The 15,230-nt window shown below is 70.7% G+C and carries 13 protein-coding genes; 11 read left to right on the top strand and 2 right to left on the bottom strand.

Features of this window, described 5'->3' with window-relative positions; all coding sequences use genetic code 11:
- The first annotated feature begins 236 nt into the window (after positions 1-236).
- The 3 genes from ACFVX4_RS40095 (at position 237) to ACFVX4_RS40105 (ending at position 1,639) form a co-directional block, all read left to right on the top strand.
- A complete protein-coding gene (locus ACFVX4_RS40095) occupies positions 237-1,088 on the top strand; it encodes an immunity 49 family protein (RefSeq protein WP_389987838.1) in 852 nt (283 codons plus the stop codon).
- A gap of 7 nt (positions 1,089-1,095) precedes the next feature.
- Positions 1,096-1,236 (top strand): hypothetical protein, encoded by a 141-nt coding sequence (locus ACFVX4_RS40100; protein ID WP_389987841.1) that lies wholly within the window; start codon positions 1,096-1,098, stop codon positions 1,234-1,236.
- 61 nt (positions 1,237-1,297) lie between these two features.
- The gene (locus tag ACFVX4_RS40105; RefSeq protein WP_389987843.1) at positions 1,298-1,639 is read left to right on the top strand and encodes a hypothetical protein; all 342 of its coding nucleotides are present in this window, start codon (positions 1,298-1,300) and stop codon (positions 1,637-1,639) included.
- Positions 1,640-1,696: 57 nt separating this feature from the next.
- Here ACFVX4_RS40105 and ACFVX4_RS40110 read toward each other — a convergent pair whose 3' ends face one another.
- Positions 1,697-5,791 (bottom strand): hypothetical protein, encoded by a 4,095-nt coding sequence (locus ACFVX4_RS40110; protein ID WP_389987846.1) that lies wholly within the window; start codon positions 5,789-5,791, stop codon positions 1,697-1,699.
- A gap of 29 nt (positions 5,792-5,820) precedes the next feature.
- Between ACFVX4_RS40110 and ACFVX4_RS40115 the strand changes: the two genes are divergently transcribed.
- The 8 genes from ACFVX4_RS40115 (at position 5,821) to ACFVX4_RS40150 (ending at position 14,369) form a co-directional block, all read left to right on the top strand.
- Positions 5,821-5,946 (top strand): hypothetical protein, encoded by a 126-nt coding sequence (locus ACFVX4_RS40115; protein WP_389987849.1) that lies wholly within the window; start codon positions 5,821-5,823, stop codon positions 5,944-5,946.
- A gap of 119 nt (positions 5,947-6,065) precedes the next feature.
- Positions 6,066-6,692, top strand: a complete 627-nt coding sequence (locus ACFVX4_RS40120) for a DUF402 domain-containing protein (RefSeq protein ID WP_389987852.1) — start codon at positions 6,066-6,068, stop codon at positions 6,690-6,692.
- Between the two features lie 303 nt (positions 6,693-6,995).
- Positions 6,996-7,304, top strand: coding sequence for a hypothetical protein (locus ACFVX4_RS40125; RefSeq protein WP_018101695.1), 309 nt, complete (start codon positions 6,996-6,998; stop codon positions 7,302-7,304).
- 179 nt (positions 7,305-7,483) lie between these two features.
- Positions 7,484-8,359 carry a hypothetical protein gene (locus tag ACFVX4_RS40130; protein WP_389987855.1) on the top strand — a complete coding sequence of 292 codons (876 nt, stop codon included), beginning with the start codon at positions 7,484-7,486 and terminating at the stop codon, positions 8,357-8,359.
- Positions 8,349-9,716, top strand: a complete 1,368-nt coding sequence (locus tag ACFVX4_RS40135) for a hypothetical protein (RefSeq protein WP_389987858.1) — start codon at positions 8,349-8,351, stop codon at positions 9,714-9,716. Before ACFVX4_RS40130 ends, ACFVX4_RS40135 begins: the two co-directional genes overlap by 11 nt.
- Positions 9,713-11,263: an SCO6880 family protein gene (locus ACFVX4_RS40140; protein ID WP_389987860.1), complete on the top strand. Its 1,551-nt coding sequence runs from the start codon at positions 9,713-9,715 to the stop codon at positions 11,261-11,263. The genes ACFVX4_RS40135 and ACFVX4_RS40140 overlap by 4 nt, the downstream gene beginning before the upstream one ends.
- Positions 11,264-11,380: 117 nt before the next feature.
- Positions 11,381-12,799 (top strand): ATP-binding protein, encoded by a 1,419-nt coding sequence (locus tag ACFVX4_RS40145; RefSeq protein ID WP_266416378.1) that lies wholly within the window; start codon positions 11,381-11,383, stop codon positions 12,797-12,799.
- Position 12,800: 1 nt separating this feature from the next.
- Positions 12,801-14,369 (top strand): type VI secretion protein, encoded by a 1,569-nt coding sequence (locus ACFVX4_RS40150; protein ID WP_389987863.1) that lies wholly within the window; start codon positions 12,801-12,803, stop codon positions 14,367-14,369.
- 52 nt (positions 14,370-14,421) lie between these two features.
- Here the strand turns inward: ACFVX4_RS40150 and ACFVX4_RS40155 are convergent, their stop codons facing one another.
- Positions 14,422-14,982, bottom strand: coding sequence for a GNAT family N-acetyltransferase (locus ACFVX4_RS40155; protein ID WP_389987866.1), 561 nt, complete (start codon positions 14,980-14,982; stop codon positions 14,422-14,424).
- Positions 14,983-15,230: the final 248 nt, after the last annotated feature.

Genomic DNA, 15,230 nt, shown 5'->3' on the forward strand with positions numbered 1-15,230 from the left:
ACTGGACCACCGGGCCACTCGACCGCGCCCGCCACAGCAGGCTCGAACGACTCAACTACCAACTCTCCGCCTGAACGAATTGGGCAGCAGGGTCCCAAATCCTGCCAAAGCTGACCGCGAAGGCTCCCGGCACTTGGACAGCCACATCCGAGCTACGTCCTCGTCCAGGCCCCTGAGAACACCGGTCATGCCGGGACCGTGCTCAAGTACTTCAAACTCTTCTGAGGAGAAGCGCGTTGGTCTCGATCATTCCCCGCCACCCCTTCCCCACGGAGCACGCGGAAGGGGGCATCGCCGTTCTCCAGGAGAGCGCTGACAGGTGGATCGACGGGCTGGAGGCGGACTCCACCGGTCTGGGCGAGGCCTTCGGCACCTGCATCACGCTGGCCGAAGCGCACTGCCTGCTGGACCCGCAAGGATCGATCTCCCCCACCTGGAACGCCTGGGTGAACGCTATGCAGCTCGGCTCCGCCGCGTTCGCCGCCGCGACCACAACCGAGAGCCACGTCCAGTGCCGCATCGCGCACAAGGACCGCACCCTCCAGGCCACCGGCCCGCAGCCGTACGTGGCCCCGAGCACCTGGCTCACCGCCTTCTACTTCGCCGTGGTGTGCCGGGAACGGGACAGGATCACCGCCCTGTGCCGAGTGCCCCTGTCCCTGCTGCGGGAGAACGGCGCACGCTACGAGGAGTTCGACTACGCCTGGATCGACGCCCTCCAGACCTACTGGCTCGGCAGCGACGACCTCGGCTCAAAGCTGGTGGCCGCCATCGGCGGCGCGGACTCGGACACCAGCGCCGACCAGGAGATGGTGAGCAAGATTCTCTACCCACCGATGGAGATGTTCCACCGGGTCGTCCGCAACGACCACGCCGGTTTCAACCGCGCTCTCGCCGCCGCCCTCCAGTGGCACAAGGAGTACTGGTCCCACGAGGACCGGGCCGGTCTGGTCCCGGGCCTCGTCGCGCTCGCGCCGCTCGCCATGGCCTGCTTCGCCCACGACGCGGGCATCCCCATCGAAGTCGAGTCCGATTACCTGCCCGCCACCCTCCTGGGACGCAACTGGTGCGGCGAATTCCCCACGTAAGGCACACATGACCACCGTCGTTCCCCGCCACGCGTTCGGTACGGACAACGCGGCCGAGGCCATGGCGCCGATCGTCGCGTCAGCCCAGGACGCAGTCGAGGGCAAAGGTACGTACGCTGGGGCGGTCCTCGAATACTCCAAGATCTGAATCTGGCAGGGAAGATCAGTGGTCATGGGCGTGTCCCACCCAGAGCTATCCGACGGCTGCGATGGGGACAGCCGTCCCCGTCATGGAGAAGTTCCTGGCCGATTCGCTGCAGACCATCGGGACCTCACATCGTGCCAGCAGCGGGACTCTGACCACATCCCTCGACGTGGCGCGCATCCGCTGCGTCGTGGACCCGGACGCGGTGATGCTGGAGATCTGGGAGTCCTGGCTGCTGACCATGCAAGTGCACTCGGCGGTCTTCGCCGCCGATCCGGGAGTGGGCGCGGAGATGCTGCGGAACTGGATCCGGACGACTGACGGACTGCGTCCGGGTGCGCGCTCTGCCTGCCCGTCAGACCGCCGGGGACCGGCTCGCCCGGCGCACACGCGCAGTCCATATTGAGTCGGACGGCACCTACGGCGCCCTTAGGATCGCCGAACCGCCGGCTAGTGCCGGGCCTCACCGCCGAGGAGAAGAACCGGCCTCCGCCCAGGCGCAGGCGAACCGTTCGTGCGCGGGCAGAGGGGCGGTGGGTCGGGGCGTCGGCGTGGGGCGAGGGGCCTTCGCGGCGGTGAGTTCCTTGCGGACGGCGCGGTGGTGGTCGAGGGTCCAGGTGTTCCAGCGGCGTACGGTGCGGTCGGCCGGGCGGTCGAAGGCGTGCAGCTGGAGGTGCAGGGCCGCCGCGTCGCGGCCGACGCCGAAGGACGCCGCCACCTCGTCCACCAGGGCCGGGACGCTGAAGAGCGGGTTGGCCTCGTACTGGCCCAGGGGGACCGGGGTGGTTGCCGAGCGGTCCGCCAGAGCACGCAGGGCGGTGAGCTGATCGGCGGGGATGTCCGTGATCCGGCCGAGCAGCGGGCGGGCACCCTCCACGACCGGGTCGCCCACCGGTCGCTCGCCGAACGCCCAAGTGAGGGCCGTGACGGCGGACCGTATCCCCTCGGCGTCCAGCGGCGCTTCCGCCAGGCGTCCGGTGAGCAGGGCGGTGGCCCAGGTCCCGGGCAGGCCGTGATCCTTGGCCAGCGCGGCGGCATGGCTGCCATCGTCGGCGTACGGGGTGACCGCGAGCCGTTCGGACCATTCGGCGGCCATCCGGTCCGCGGCGGCGGTCATGCCACCAGGGGCCCAGAGGTCCGCCGGGTCGGCGGGGACGGCGGACGCGAGCACGGCGTGCAGGCCGGCTGGGCCGAGACGCCCCCTTATCTCGTCGTATGCGTACACCGTGGTCCGGTCGGCCTTGTACGGCTTGGCGCGGCACAGCTTCAGGTGTGCCGCGTAGTCGTCGCTGCCGGCGAAGCCGTCGAGAACCAGGGCCGCGATCGCGCGCGGCACCCCCGTACGCCACCGGAACAGGTCCACGGCTTCCTCGGGCACGGGCAGCGGGCCGCGTTCGGCGAGCAGGGCGAGCAGGCGGGGGAGCCGGGTGGTGTCGTCACCCACGACGGTGCGGGTCTCGCACTCCTCGGCATCGGCGGGCGCCGGGTCGGCGGCCCGTTGGAGGAAGGGGGCGAGGTCGCTGCGGACCGGGCCGGAGGCCACCGGCGCGCCGGACGCGCGGAGTTCGGCTGTCCGGGGCTCGGGGGCGCGGCCGGTGCGCCAGGTGGTGCCCCGTTCCGCGAACGGCTGGCGGCTCCACACGTCGAGCAGCGCGGTGAGTGCCTGCCGGTGCTCGTCCGGGGTGGCGGCGACGGTGGCCCGCCAGGCCACGGCGTCGGTCCGGCCGGTCAGCACCGCCCACTCGGGCGGAGGAGCGGGCAGGGCCAGCACCCGCACCTCGTCGTCGATCTCGCCGCGCAGATACCGGCCGTCGACGGCGACCGCGGTGAGCAGGGCAGGCTGCGGCTGCGGCGGCCGTTCCTCGTACGCCCGCAGTCGGGCCAGCAGGCCGTGCAGGGCCGGGACGAGCCGGGTGTCGGGCACCGGGTCGGGCAGCTCGACGACCGGTCCGGAGCGCATGACCGCCACCCGGTGCGACAGCTCCCGGCGGCGGCGCAGCACATCGGCGGCGAGACGGACGGCATGGGCGACACCCTGCCGGATCCGGGGATCGGTCACCCCGGGCAGTGCGTCCTCGGTGCCGGAGCGCAGCAGCTCGCGGACGGCCTCGTCGGTGACCGCGCGCAGAGCGCGGGAGGAGGGCTCGTCGCGCGGGGTGAGGAAGTGCCAGAAGGCGGGCGGCGGTACGGGCCCGGCCTGCTCACCGAGGGTGGCCCGGACGGGTCCGCGGTGGCGGCTGCCGGGGAAGCCCCGGACCTGCCAGAGCAGTGAGTTGTCCTCGGCGGCATGGCAGCGGACGGTGGTGCTGCCGACCACGACGGCGTCCTCGCCACCGGCCGGAAGCGCGAGGATGCCCCACGGGCGGCGGCCCCAGACGGTGGTGCGGTAGGACGCGGTACGGCCGTCGGTGGACTCCAGCACGAACTCGCGGGGTGAGGGACCTGCGTACGGGGTGCGGTAGTTGACCCGGCAGCCGGTGAGGCGGCCGTCCTGGCCGAGCGGGGACGGCGGGGCGCCGGGCGGCAGTTCGGCGAGGATGCGGTGGTCGGGGAAGGGCCTGATGCCGTCCGGGAACGTGTCGGGGCGGTGGAAGTCGGGCAGGGTGCGGTCGGCGGTGGGCACACCGGTGGCGGGGTCCAGGCGGGCCCATCCCCTGCCGTGGTCCTCGCTGAACACCTCGGTGCTCCAGAAGTCCCGGCCGTCGTACATCTGGTAGTCGTGGTGGCCGATGCCGGTGGTGTCGCCGGGGCGCAGGACGTTCTCGCCGTCGAACCGGCCGCCGCCGTCCGGGGTCTGGAACTGGTAGCCGAGACCACCCTGGATGCTGCCGCCGTAGGGGCGCAGCCCGTAGGACTGCTCCGGCTCGAACGTGTCGGCGGGGCTGTCGGACCAGTACGCCGTACTGGTCCCGTTCTCGTTGCCCGAGCCCGTCCAGGCGACGAGGAACTGGCCGCCGACCCAGTGCACCGTGGAATGGCCGGCGCCTTCCGGCAGCTCCAGGGTGTGCTCGCCGCGCCGGCCCGCGTAGTCGACGGCGAACGCGCGGGTCTCCCCGTACACGGTGAGCACCGGCCAGGTGCAGGTGGTGTGCACCGTCTCGTCCGGCCGGAATTCGGCGAGGGCCTCCTCCAGGGCGGTCCAGCCCAGCTCCTCGGGCAGGCCGGAACGCAGGGCACGGGCCAGCGGGCCGGTGAGATCCAGCGTGTCGAGAGCCTCCTCGATGCCGTCCAGGGCGATGGCGGTGGGCCGGTCGAGGAGGCCGTGCAGCTCCTCGACGGCCTCGTCGGCGGCGGCGAGCCCGCCGCCGCGCAGCCTGTCGAGCAGCTTCTCGATCCGGCCGTGCACCTCGGCCGCAATGCCCGGATTGTGCGGCAGCCGGCTGATGGCGGAGCCTCCCTGGGACCGGAGCCCGGCGTGCACCGTGCCTTCGAGCCGGGAGCCGAACACGGGGTCTGCGGCAAGCGCCCTGAGGTCGCGCTGCGCGTCCTTGTCCCAGAACTCCAGAGAGATGGTGGGGCCGGGGTCGTGGACCGGAATCCCCTCGGCGAGGCAGACGTCGAGCAGGTCGGCGTCCAGATGCGGCCACTGGTAGCGGTCCTCGTGGAGCCGGACCGGAGTGCCGTCCTCCTTCAGCAACGGCGCGAACCGGGCCACCAGGTCGAACAGCTCGGCGGGCATGGCCTGGCGGGTCACCCCGCCACCGGCGACGGTGCGGTGGGAGTACTGGGTGGCGTACCGCCGCAGCCACTCGCCGAGGCCGCCCTCCGGGGCGATCCGGCCCGCCGCGGCAGCGTCCGCGGCCCCGCAGCCGAGGAGCAGCCGCAGCCAGGCGGCAGCGTGGTTCTTCGACTCGGGGAACAGGTCGAGCAGGGCGGCGGCCCGGTCGTCGGCCGGCGGGTGAGCGGCGAGCGAGCCGAGCGCCGCGTCGAGCAGCCGGTCCGGCACGGCCTTTCCGCGGGCGGACGCGAGCACCCCGCCCAGCACCCGCGCCTCCTCCTCGGCGCCGAGACCGGCCGCGCGCGCGGAATCCCGCACCCGGCGGGCCAGATCGGCGGGGAGCTCGCCCGGCGACGCCGCCCAGACGGCCAGCAGCCGCACGAACTCGCGGTGCGCGTCGCCCGGTTCGAACACCTGGGCCAACCAGGCCGGGGCGCCGCCGAGCTCGGTGGCGGGAAGCGCGCCGAACCGGGCGAACAGCTGAAGGTTCGCCCACCGCCAGTCGGGGTCGACCGGCAGCCCGTGGGTGCGCTCCGCAGCGCGCGCGTACCCGTACGCGCGGGCGGCGGAACGGCGGTGCGTCTCCAGCATCCAGTGCCCGATGGTGTCCCAGAACCACGGCAGATGGGCGGCCGGCAGACCCCGGGCCAGGTGCCCCGCCTCGTCCACGAACCGTCCGGGCTTCTCCCAGGCCCTGTGTCGGCCACGGTCCGCCTGCGCCAGCACGTCACGGGCGTCGGCCTCGGCACCGGGGACCCGGGCGCGCGCCCAGTCGACGTACGTCTCGGAGATGCGGTGATTGGCCGGGAGCGGAACGGGAGTTCCGGTGCTGCTGGTCATGTGTACGAGTCTGGCAGGCGGCACTGACATTGGGCTCGCTCGACGACCTCGACCTGCTGCCGAACCTGCGGCGGATCGTGGGCGCCCGCAATTGCGGACTGGGCGTCCCGTTCAAGGCCGAGGTCCTCGCCGCCCACGGCATCATCACCGACTGAGGCACAAGCGCACCCGGATGCGGCTCAGGTGACCAGCTCCGGTGACTCCGGGGCAGGGGTTCCAGGTCGGGTAATCGGACAACGTGTTCGGTCGCCGCGGCGCGGGCATGATCAACGGCATGAACGACGAGCCGGGCAGGATCCTCCGCTGGAACTTCTTCATCGGCGGCCACCTGAGTGCGTCGGTGCCCGTACGCCTCGTCGAGCGCACCGAAGCGGGCCAACTGGTGTGGATGGAGAGCGGCACACCGATGTGGCGTACGAAGCTTCCGCGCGGGGCACATCTGCGGGACATCGCCCCGGACGACCGCCCGCCCCGCGGCTACCCGGTGGTCGCCGGCCGCTGGCCGATGGGCAACGCACTCTTCTACCAGCCGACCGGCGCCGCCCACTCGGTGCTCTGGCTCTTCGGGCGTGGACGGAAGTTCCGCGGCTGGTACGTAAATCTGGAGCGCCGGATCCATCACGGTGACGACATCGACATCACCGATCACGAACTCGACATCAACGTGGCACCGGACCGGACCTGGAAGTGGAAGGACGAGAGGTCCTTCGCCGAGAAAACCGGCCACCCCGTCTACTGGACGGCCGCCGAGGCGTCCGCGATTCGGGACGAGGGCGCCTCGGTTGCCCGGCTCGCCGAGGCCGGAACGTTTCCCTTCGACGGCACCTGGTGCGATTTCCGGCCGCCGCCCACCTGGACCACGCCGCCCCGACCGCCCGTTCCCCGCCATCCACTGCTCTGACCGCTGCCTGCTCCGACCAGGCCCGGCGCGCTGACCAGGGCATGCGCAAAATTCTCGGCCAGGGTGGCGGGATGGCAATCATTGCCCGGGGTCACACCCCGTGATACACAGAGTAACCATACATATTCGGTCACACACCATCTCGATCCGCAGGTCAGGACGGCCGGACCGGCCAAATGTGCGAGATCCGGGTAAAGAGAGCTGCCAAGCCGTCGTACGAGAGCAGTTTCATCAGCGAAGATAGAGAGCGACCCGTGCCGTGTGGCAGGGGCAATGAACTACCCAACAGGGGCGGTGACTTACATGATCCTGGCAGCTGAAAAGGGCGACATCACCACCATCATCGGCGGAATCGCCCCGAACTGGGGGCCGTTCGGGACCTTGGGCAACGAGGCCCGCGTAATGATCGAGGTCGTGATGGCCATCGCCATCCTGCTCTGCCTCGGCATCGCGGTCTGGGGTGCGGCGAAGCAGCGCATCGGCGCGACGGCGCTGCGCGACACGTTCAGCGCGGAGCAGGGCAAGGGGCTGATCGTTGCCGGTTTGACCGGTGTGTTCATCATCGGATCCCTTGGAACCCTGTTCACCATCGTCTACGGAATGGCCGTCTGACCGGCTGTCATTCCACGCCAGGGGCAGTCCCGCCCACCCCCACACCATCCATCCGTCGTGCCCACCGGCAGAGGTTGCGTCTCCCTGATGTCGAGTCACCACACCGCGTCCGCGCGGAAACCCGCACGGCTACCGTCGTACTACCCGGTTCAGGCAACGGTTGAGGGGGCGTACGCGGCATGAGTCTCGGCGACGACAACGGCTACGGCAACGACTCAGGCCGTACGGACGATGGATACAGCACCATCGGCGGTACCCGCCAGACCCGCACCCGCCTCCCCGACGGTGAGGGCGGCGACAGCTACGGCGCCCCCCGCTGGCCCGCCCGCAAATCCCGCTCCCTGGTCACAGTGGTCGGCGTGGTTGTCCTCCTGATCGCGGCTATCGCGTTCGCGAACATGGGCGGAGGCGGCGGGAACGGCAACGACGGCGGCTCGGGGAACGGTGGAAGCAAGCCGGATTCGTCGTCCACGGCGGCTACGGGGACGAAGCCGGTGACGGGGAAGAACGGGTCGATGCCGTCGGGGTTCGCCCATGACGAGCAGGGGGCGCAGAGCGCTGCGGCGAACTACGCCGTAGCACTCGGCTCGGCCGACATGTTCGACAAGAACCGTCGCCGCACGGTCGTCACCGCCGTATACGCCCCCGAGGTCGCCGCCGCTCGCCAGGGCGACCTGGACAGGGTGTACTCCGGTCAGGACTTCCTCACCAGTATTGGGCTGAACGCTGATGGCACCGCGCCAGCTGGGCTCACCTTCATCTCGCGCTCCAACCCGGTCGGCACCAAGGTCGTGAAGTTCAACGGGGACTCCGCAAGCGTCGCCGTTTGGTACTCAGCTCTGTTCGGGCTGGCCGGTGAAGGTTCCAAGAACCCCGTCTCCGAAAGCTGGTTCACCAACACGTTCGAACTGGCGTGGATCGACGGAGACTGGAAGATCACCGACTTCACGCAGAAGGACGGCCCCACCCCCGTCGGCCGTGACCAGGCTGCTTCCCCTGCGGAGGAAATGGCCAACGCCGTGGAACAGTTCGGAGGGTTCACCTATGCCCGGTAAACGATCAAGCCGAGCCCTTTCACTCACTGCGGCAGCAGCCAGTCTGCAGGTCGCTCTCGTACTGCTGGCCAGCCGCGCGTTCGCTGAGCCCTCTCCGAGCCCGTCCCCCAGCAAGAGCAACAATGCCTGCGACCTGATCCGCGGCCCCGCCAAGGACTACTGCGAAAACGGCGACGCCGGCGCCCCCAAAACAAACGCCCCCTCCACCCTCGACAACTCCCTCGACCCCCTCTCCTCCCTCGCCCGCGGCTGCGCCGACGCCGCCGCGTGGATCGTCGGCAAGCTCAGCGAGGCCGTGAAGGGCACCGCCAACGTCGACTTCACGAACACCAAGTTCCTCCAGCAGTACGCGATCGTCTTCGCCGCCTCCACCGTCCTGACGCTCGTCCTGTGGCTGCTCGCCGTGGCCAAGCGGGCGATCCGTGGGGTGCCGCTGACCACCGCAATCTCCGAGGCCATCGGGTTCCTCTGGCTGACGGTCCTCGCCTCCGCGTTCACTCCACTGATCCTCTACACGGTCGTCTCCGCGACCGACGGAGTCACCGACGTCATCGCCACGTCCTCGGGCGGGCAGACCGACGTCTTCTTCGGGTCGTTCGCCGAAGCCCTCAAGAAGGGCTCCGACATCGGCGGCGGACCGATCATGCTGATCGTCGTCTCCCTCGTGTCGATCCTCGCCGCGGGCATCCTCTGGCTGGAGCTCGTCATCCGGGCCGCCCTGCTCTACGTCGGCGCCCTGCTCGGCACCGTCGTCTACGCGGGGCTCGTCGACAAGAACATGTGGGGCCACGTCCGGCGCTGGGCAGGCATCATGATCGCGGTGATCATGGTGAAGCCGGTCATCGCCGTCGTGCTCGGGCTGGCCGGTGCGCTCTCCCAGAACGACGGGCCGAACGCGATCTCCGCCGTCGTGTCCGGTCTCGCCATCATCCTGCTGGCGATCTTCGCCTCCGCCATGATCTACCGGTTCGTCCCCGGCTTCGGCGACGAGATCCAGGGCGCCCGCACCAACCGTAAGCAGGCCACCGACGGCTCCCAGGCCGCCGCGATGATCAGCTCCCCCGCCGCTCTGGTCTCCCAGGGCATCAAGACCCACAGCAGCCGCAGCGGCCAGAACAGCGGCGACAGCGGCGGAGGCGGAGGCCGGCCCGCCAACGCGATCAGCGGCGGTGTCGCCGCGCACAGCTCCCGCAACTCCGGCGGGAGCGGAGTCGGCGGCGGATCTGTCCCCTCCGCCGCACCTCCGCCGCGCAGCGGATCGGGGCCGACCTCCGGCACCCCGCACGGCAGCCGCTCCCACCGAGGTGGCGGATCAGGCAGTTCAGGTAACAACAGCACGGGAGGTGGAGGGCGTTGACGACTCAGTCCCACACGATCGCGCCCCGCCGTACGTATCTCATCGGCCGGGCCCGGCCGAACGCGATCGTCGGCAAGAACCGCGAGACCGGCGAGATCGCCCTGATCATCGTCGGCGCGTTCCTCGGCATGATGAGCGGGCTGATCGTCCCGATCCTGTCCCTGCGGATCGTGCTGCTCACGGGCTTCCCCCTGCTCGCCCTGGCGATCGTGTACCTCCCGTACAAGCACCGCACCTTCTACAAATGGTTTGAGATCAACCGCAGCTACAAGCGCTCCCTGCGCCGCGGTACGACCTATCGTTCCGCCGCCATGGAGGCGGGAGTCGGCGCCGACGGGCGCGAGGTCGAAATCGGACCGCCCCCCGGCATCGGCCGGATCAACTGGCTCGCCGCCCCCTTCGGCCCGGACGAGATCGCCGTGCTCCTGCACGCCGACCGCCGCACCGTCACCGCCGCGATCGAGATCGAGGGCCCCGGCGTCGGGCTGCGCGACAGCGAGGACCAGGAAGCGCTCGTCGACCGCTTCGGCACGCTGCTGAAGCATGTCGCCAACGGTGACGGCTTCGTGACCCGCATTCAGATGCTCGCCCGCACACTGCCCGCCGACCCCGACGCGCACGCCAAGGACGTCTCCCAGCGCGGCGACAAGGCGTCGCCGGGCTGGCTGCAGGAGTCGTACGACCAGCTCCAGTCCATGGTCTCCACCTCCAGCGAACAGCACCGCGCCTACCTCGTGGCCTGCATGCACTACACCCGGGAGCTGGCCGCCGAGGCCAATGCCATGGCCCGCGCCGCCCGCCCCCAGGCCGGTCGCAGGCTCGACCGGGACGCGGGCCTCGCCGTCGTCATGGCGCGCGAGCTCACCGATATCTGCGCCCGCCTCGCCGAGGCCGACATCCGGGTCCGCCAGCCGCTCGGCCAGAGCCGGCTCGCCTCCCTCGTGCACTCGATGTACGACCCCGACCACCCCATCGACCACATCCAGGCCATGACCAAGCGCAACGCCTGGCCGGCCGAACTGGACGCGGTCGAGCCGACGTTCCTCCAGGCCAAGACCCGCGAGTCGGTCACCCGCGCACCCTGGTGCCACTCCACGGCCTGGGTGAAGGAGTGGCCGATGACCCCCGTCGGCGTCAACTTCCTCGCCCCGCTCCTCGTCCACACGCCCGATGTGATCCGTACGGTCGCGGTCTGCATGGACCTCGAACCCACCGAGGTCGCCATCGAGCGGATGCTCACCGAGAAGACGAACGACGAGGCGGAAGCCAGCCGTCAGGCCAAGATGAACCGCACCGTCGACCCGCGCGACATCGCCGCACACGGCCGGCTCGACCAGCGGGGTGAAGATCTCGCGAGCGGCGCGGCCGGGGTGAACCTGGTGGGGTACATCACCGTGTCGTCGCGCTCCCCGGAGGCCCTCGCCCGGGACAAGCGGACGATCCGGGCCTCGGCCGGCAAGTCGTATCTCAAGCTGGAGTGGTGCGACCGCGAGCACCACCGCGCCTTCGTGAACACCCTGCCGTTCGCCACCGGCATCCGCCGCTAGCCCCATCAGCGCAGCTCAGCACCGCAGCGCACCGCCCCAGACCGCACCACACCGCTCAGCACACACCGCACAGCAACCGAGAGAACCGAGAGAACCGAAAGGGAGGTCGGTCACGCCATGCGAGATCCGCTGTCCGCGCTGTCGGACGCCTTCACCGCCTTCCTCTTCGGGAAGGTGGAGACGACCAGACTGCCCGTCCGCACATCGACGGGACAGGCCCAGGCCGTCTATCTGCCCACCGCGGCCCCCGGCCTCGGCGACTCCGGCGTGATCATCGGCCGCGAGGTCTACTCCGGCAAGGGCTACATCTACGACCCCTTCCAGCTGTACGGACAGCAGCTGCCGGCCCCGCACTGGCTGGTGCTCGGCGAGTCCGGCAACGGCAAGTCCGCGCTGGAGAAGACATACGTGCTCCGCCAGCTCCGCTTCCGCGACCGCCAGGTCGTCGTCCTGGACGCCCAGGGCGAGGACGGCGTCGGCGAGTGGAACCTCATCGCCCAGGAGCTCGGCCTCACCCCGATCCGCCTCGACCCGACCGCCGCCCTCAACGGCGGCATCCGGCTCAACCCGCTCGACCCCTCGATCACCACCACCGGCCAGCTCGCCCTGCTCCGTACGATCATCGAGGTCGCGATGGGGCACGGCCTGGACGAGCGGTCCGGCTTCGCGCTGAAGGTCGCCCACGCGTACGTCAACGAAACGATCACCGACCGGCAGCCGGTCCTGACCGACATCGTCGACCAGCTCCGCCACCCGGAGCCCGAGTCCGCCGAGGCGATGAACGTCGACATAGACGACGTAAGGGCCTGGGGCCTGGACGTCGCCCTCGTCCTGGACCGGCTGGTCGACGGTGACCTGCGCGGCATGTTCGACGGACCGACCAGCGTCGGCATCGACCTCGACGCCCCGCTGATCGTCTTCGACCTCTCGCACATCGACCGGAACTCGATCGCGATGCCGATCCTGATGGCCATCGTCGGCGTCTGGCTGGAGCACACCTGGATCAGGCCCGACCGCAAGAAGCGCATCTTCCTGGTGGAAGAGGCCTGGCACATCATCAACTCGCCCTTCGTGGCGCAGCTCTTCCAGCGTCTGCTGAAGTTCGGGCGCAGGCTCGGCCTGTCGTTCGTCGCCGTCGTCCACCACCTCAGCGACGTCGTCGACGGAGCGGCGGCCCGCGAGGCCGCAGCGATCCTCAAGATGGCGTCGACCCGCACGATCTACGCCCAGAAGGCCGACGAGGCCAGAGCGACGGGCCGCGTGCTCGGCCTGCCCCGATGGGCGGTCGAGATCATCCCGACCCTCACCCCCGGCATCGCCGTCTGGGACGTCAACGGCAACGTCCAGGTGGTCAAACACCTGATCACCGAGGCGGAACGCCCCCTGGTCTTCACCGACCGCGCGATGACCGAGTCCTCCGCCACCGAGCTCCTCCCCGAGGACGTACGCGCCGCGGACCTGGAGGCGGAGCAGCGCGCGGCACGGATCGAACACCAGCAACGGCTGAACGAGTCGTCCGAGTCAACGGTGGCATGACATGGCGGGGCGCGCTGAGGAACGTACCGGCGGCAGCGGGGGCAGCGGCGGCATCCCGGACGGCCTGCTGATAGGTCTGCTGGCCTTCCTGCTCGGGCTGACGCTGCTGGCGTGGACGGCCACCGGTCTGTCCGGACTGTTCGCGCACGGCGCCTGGCCAGACGGGGTCACGCTCCCCGAGACACCCCTGGCGATGCGGCGGCTCGTCACCGCACCGCACGACCTCCCGGCCGCCTGGCCGAACACTCCGGCGGGCGAGTTCTCCGGGTACGGGCTCTTCTGGGGCCTGTTCATCGGCGAGCTGATGGTGCTGCTGGTGCTGACCGTGTTCGTGCTGGGCGTGGTGGCCCGCTGGCGGGCGGTACGGGCGCGACAGCGGAGTGAGCGGTACGCGGACAGGGTCGGGGACAAGGGCGATTCCGTACGGTCCCGGCACCAGCAGGAACCCCACCACCAGGCACAGGCCCCTGCCCCTGCTCCGATCCACACCCCTGCCCCCGTGGCCTCCACCGCCCCCACGGAGCACGCGCCGGCCGAGACTACCCTTCTCTCCAAAGCCCAAACCCCAGCCGCAGTCGGCCCCGAAGCCGGTCCCGATACCCAAGCCCCCGCCCCCGTCCTCTCCCCGCTCCCCTCTCCCCGCGCCCCCCTCGTCGTCTACGGACCGGCCGCGACGCGCCGCCCCACCGTCGTCCAGGCCATCCTCGAAGCCGCCGGCCCCGCGCTCGTCGTCACCTCCGACCCCACCGTCTGGGCCGAGACGAAGGACGCCCGCGCCAAGCTCGGCCCGGTTCTCGTCTACGACCCGGGCCACCTCTGCGACACCCCGGCCCGTCTGCACTGGTCCCCCACCGCGGGCTGCGAACAGCCCGACACCGCCGCCGCCCGCTCCACCGCGCTCCTGGCCCCGGTCCGACCGCAGGCCCGTATCGACGCGGCGACCGCCGACACCGCGGAAACGCTCCTACAGTGCTGGCTACACGCCGCCGCCATCGACGGCCGACCCTTCCGCCAGGTCCACCGCTGGGCACTGGGCGGCAGCGCCCACGAGCCGGTGCGCCTGCTCCGTATCCACCCCAAAGCTGCCTCCGGACTCGCCGGACTGCTGGAGTCGGCGCTGACCGCCCACCCCGAACGTCGTGAAATGGCACAGGAGTTGACGGTTCGGGCGTTCGGCGCATTCTCGTCGGTCCACATCCGGGAGGCATGCACGCCGAACCGGGCCGATTCGCTCGCGCTGGAATCTTTCGCGGCCGAGGGGGGCACCCTCTATGTGGTGGGTGAACCGATCGAGGACCCCCGCTCAGGACCAGGAGCAATGCCCCTGCTCACGGCACTCACCTCACACGTGGTCGAGCACGGCCGCCGCATGGCCGCACGGTCATCCGACGGTCGGCTCGACCCACCAATGACGCTGGTGCTCGACGACGTCGCCGCGGTGGCCCCTCTCCCCCGGCTCCCGGAGCTGCTGGCGACCGGCCAGGCCATGGGGCTGCCGGCCCTGGCCCTCCTCCGCTCCCAGGAACAGGCCCGCGCCCGCTGGACCCAAGAACTCACCGCCTCACGCTGACGGGAGAACGGGGGCCGGCCAGGGAAGCGCCAACGATCACGAACCGAACCGCCTACACCGCCCGCTCCACCGCGTACTCGAGCTCCCGCGCGGACGGGTCGCCCGGCACGGGCACCGATCGCCCGGTCGCCGTGAACCCGATCCGCCGGTAGAACGCCGCCGCCCGCACATTGTCCTCGTGCACATACAGCCGCACCCGCTCCATCCGCGGCTCCGCCCGCGACCAGGCCCAATCCGTCCCGGCCCGGAGAAGTTCCTCGGCCAGGCCCGTGCCCCGCGCCCCGGGCCGTACGAACACGCCGACCAGATGCGCCTGGTGGACGTCGACCGCCTCGCCGAACCGCACCTCCGCGTCCGGCCGCTCGATCAGCACGGTGACACCACCGTCCCACCGCCTGTCCGGCGCGACGGCGACGAACTGCCGCACGTCACCGCTCCCGGCCGTGGACGCCCCGAGCGCACGGTCCTGCCAGAACTCGTCGGAGTGGGCCGCGCCCTGCTCGTACGTCTCCAGAAACGCCATGGACGCGGCCGGATCCCGCAGAGCGGCCAGCCTCAACTCCTTGACCAGGGGCCATTCGTCGGCGCGCACGGATCGAATCACATGTTCCATCCGCCGATCCTGCCCCCGCCGCCCGACCTGGGCAAACACCATTTCCCGCCCCCGGTCCGACGTGGGCGGGGCCGGCAACGGCCTCGAAGCCCTGAACCTCGTTCAGCAGCATCGCCCGGACGTCGCGCTGATGGACATGCGCATGCCGCTCCTGGGCAGCCGACCGTAAACGCAGAAAAGCCCCGTGCCACAAGGGCACGGGGCTTTCCCGTAAAAGGAGTTCGGCGGCGTCCTACTCTCCCACAGGG

It is taken from the genome of Streptomyces sp. NPDC058240, from assembly GCF_042882135.1.
In the GTDB taxonomy this organism is placed as follows: Bacteria; Actinomycetota; Actinomycetes; order Streptomycetales; family Streptomycetaceae; genus Streptomyces.

What these genes read in the sequence shown, in the direction of transcription:
- ACFVX4_RS40100 (WP_389987841.1), top strand. Translation starts at nt 1,096, where the DNA reads ATGACCACCGTCGTTCCCCGCCACGCGTTCGGTACGGACAACGCGGCC.
- ACFVX4_RS40105 (WP_389987843.1), top strand. Translation starts at nt 1,298, where the DNA reads ATGGGGACAGCCGTCCCCGTCATGGAGAAGTTCCTGGCCGATTCGCTG.
- ACFVX4_RS40110 (WP_389987846.1), bottom strand. Translation starts at nt 5,791, where the DNA reads ATGACCAGCAGCACCGGAACTCCCGTTCCGCTCCCGGCCAATCACCGC.
- ACFVX4_RS40120 (WP_389987852.1), top strand. Translation starts at nt 6,066, where the DNA reads ATGAACGACGAGCCGGGCAGGATCCTCCGCTGGAACTTCTTCATCGGC.
- ACFVX4_RS40125 (WP_018101695.1), top strand. Translation starts at nt 6,996, where the DNA reads ATGATCCTGGCAGCTGAAAAGGGCGACATCACCACCATCATCGGCGGA.
- ACFVX4_RS40130 (WP_389987855.1), top strand. Translation starts at nt 7,484, where the DNA reads ATGAGTCTCGGCGACGACAACGGCTACGGCAACGACTCAGGCCGTACG.
- ACFVX4_RS40135 (WP_389987858.1), top strand. Translation starts at nt 8,349, where the DNA reads ATGCCCGGTAAACGATCAAGCCGAGCCCTTTCACTCACTGCGGCAGCA.
- ACFVX4_RS40145 (WP_266416378.1), top strand. Translation starts at nt 11,381, where the DNA reads ATGCGAGATCCGCTGTCCGCGCTGTCGGACGCCTTCACCGCCTTCCTC.
- ACFVX4_RS40150 (WP_389987863.1), top strand. Translation starts at nt 12,801, where the DNA reads ATGGCGGGGCGCGCTGAGGAACGTACCGGCGGCAGCGGGGGCAGCGGC.
- ACFVX4_RS40155 (WP_389987866.1), bottom strand. Translation starts at nt 14,982, where the DNA reads ATGGAACATGTGATTCGATCCGTGCGCGCCGACGAATGGCCCCTGGTC.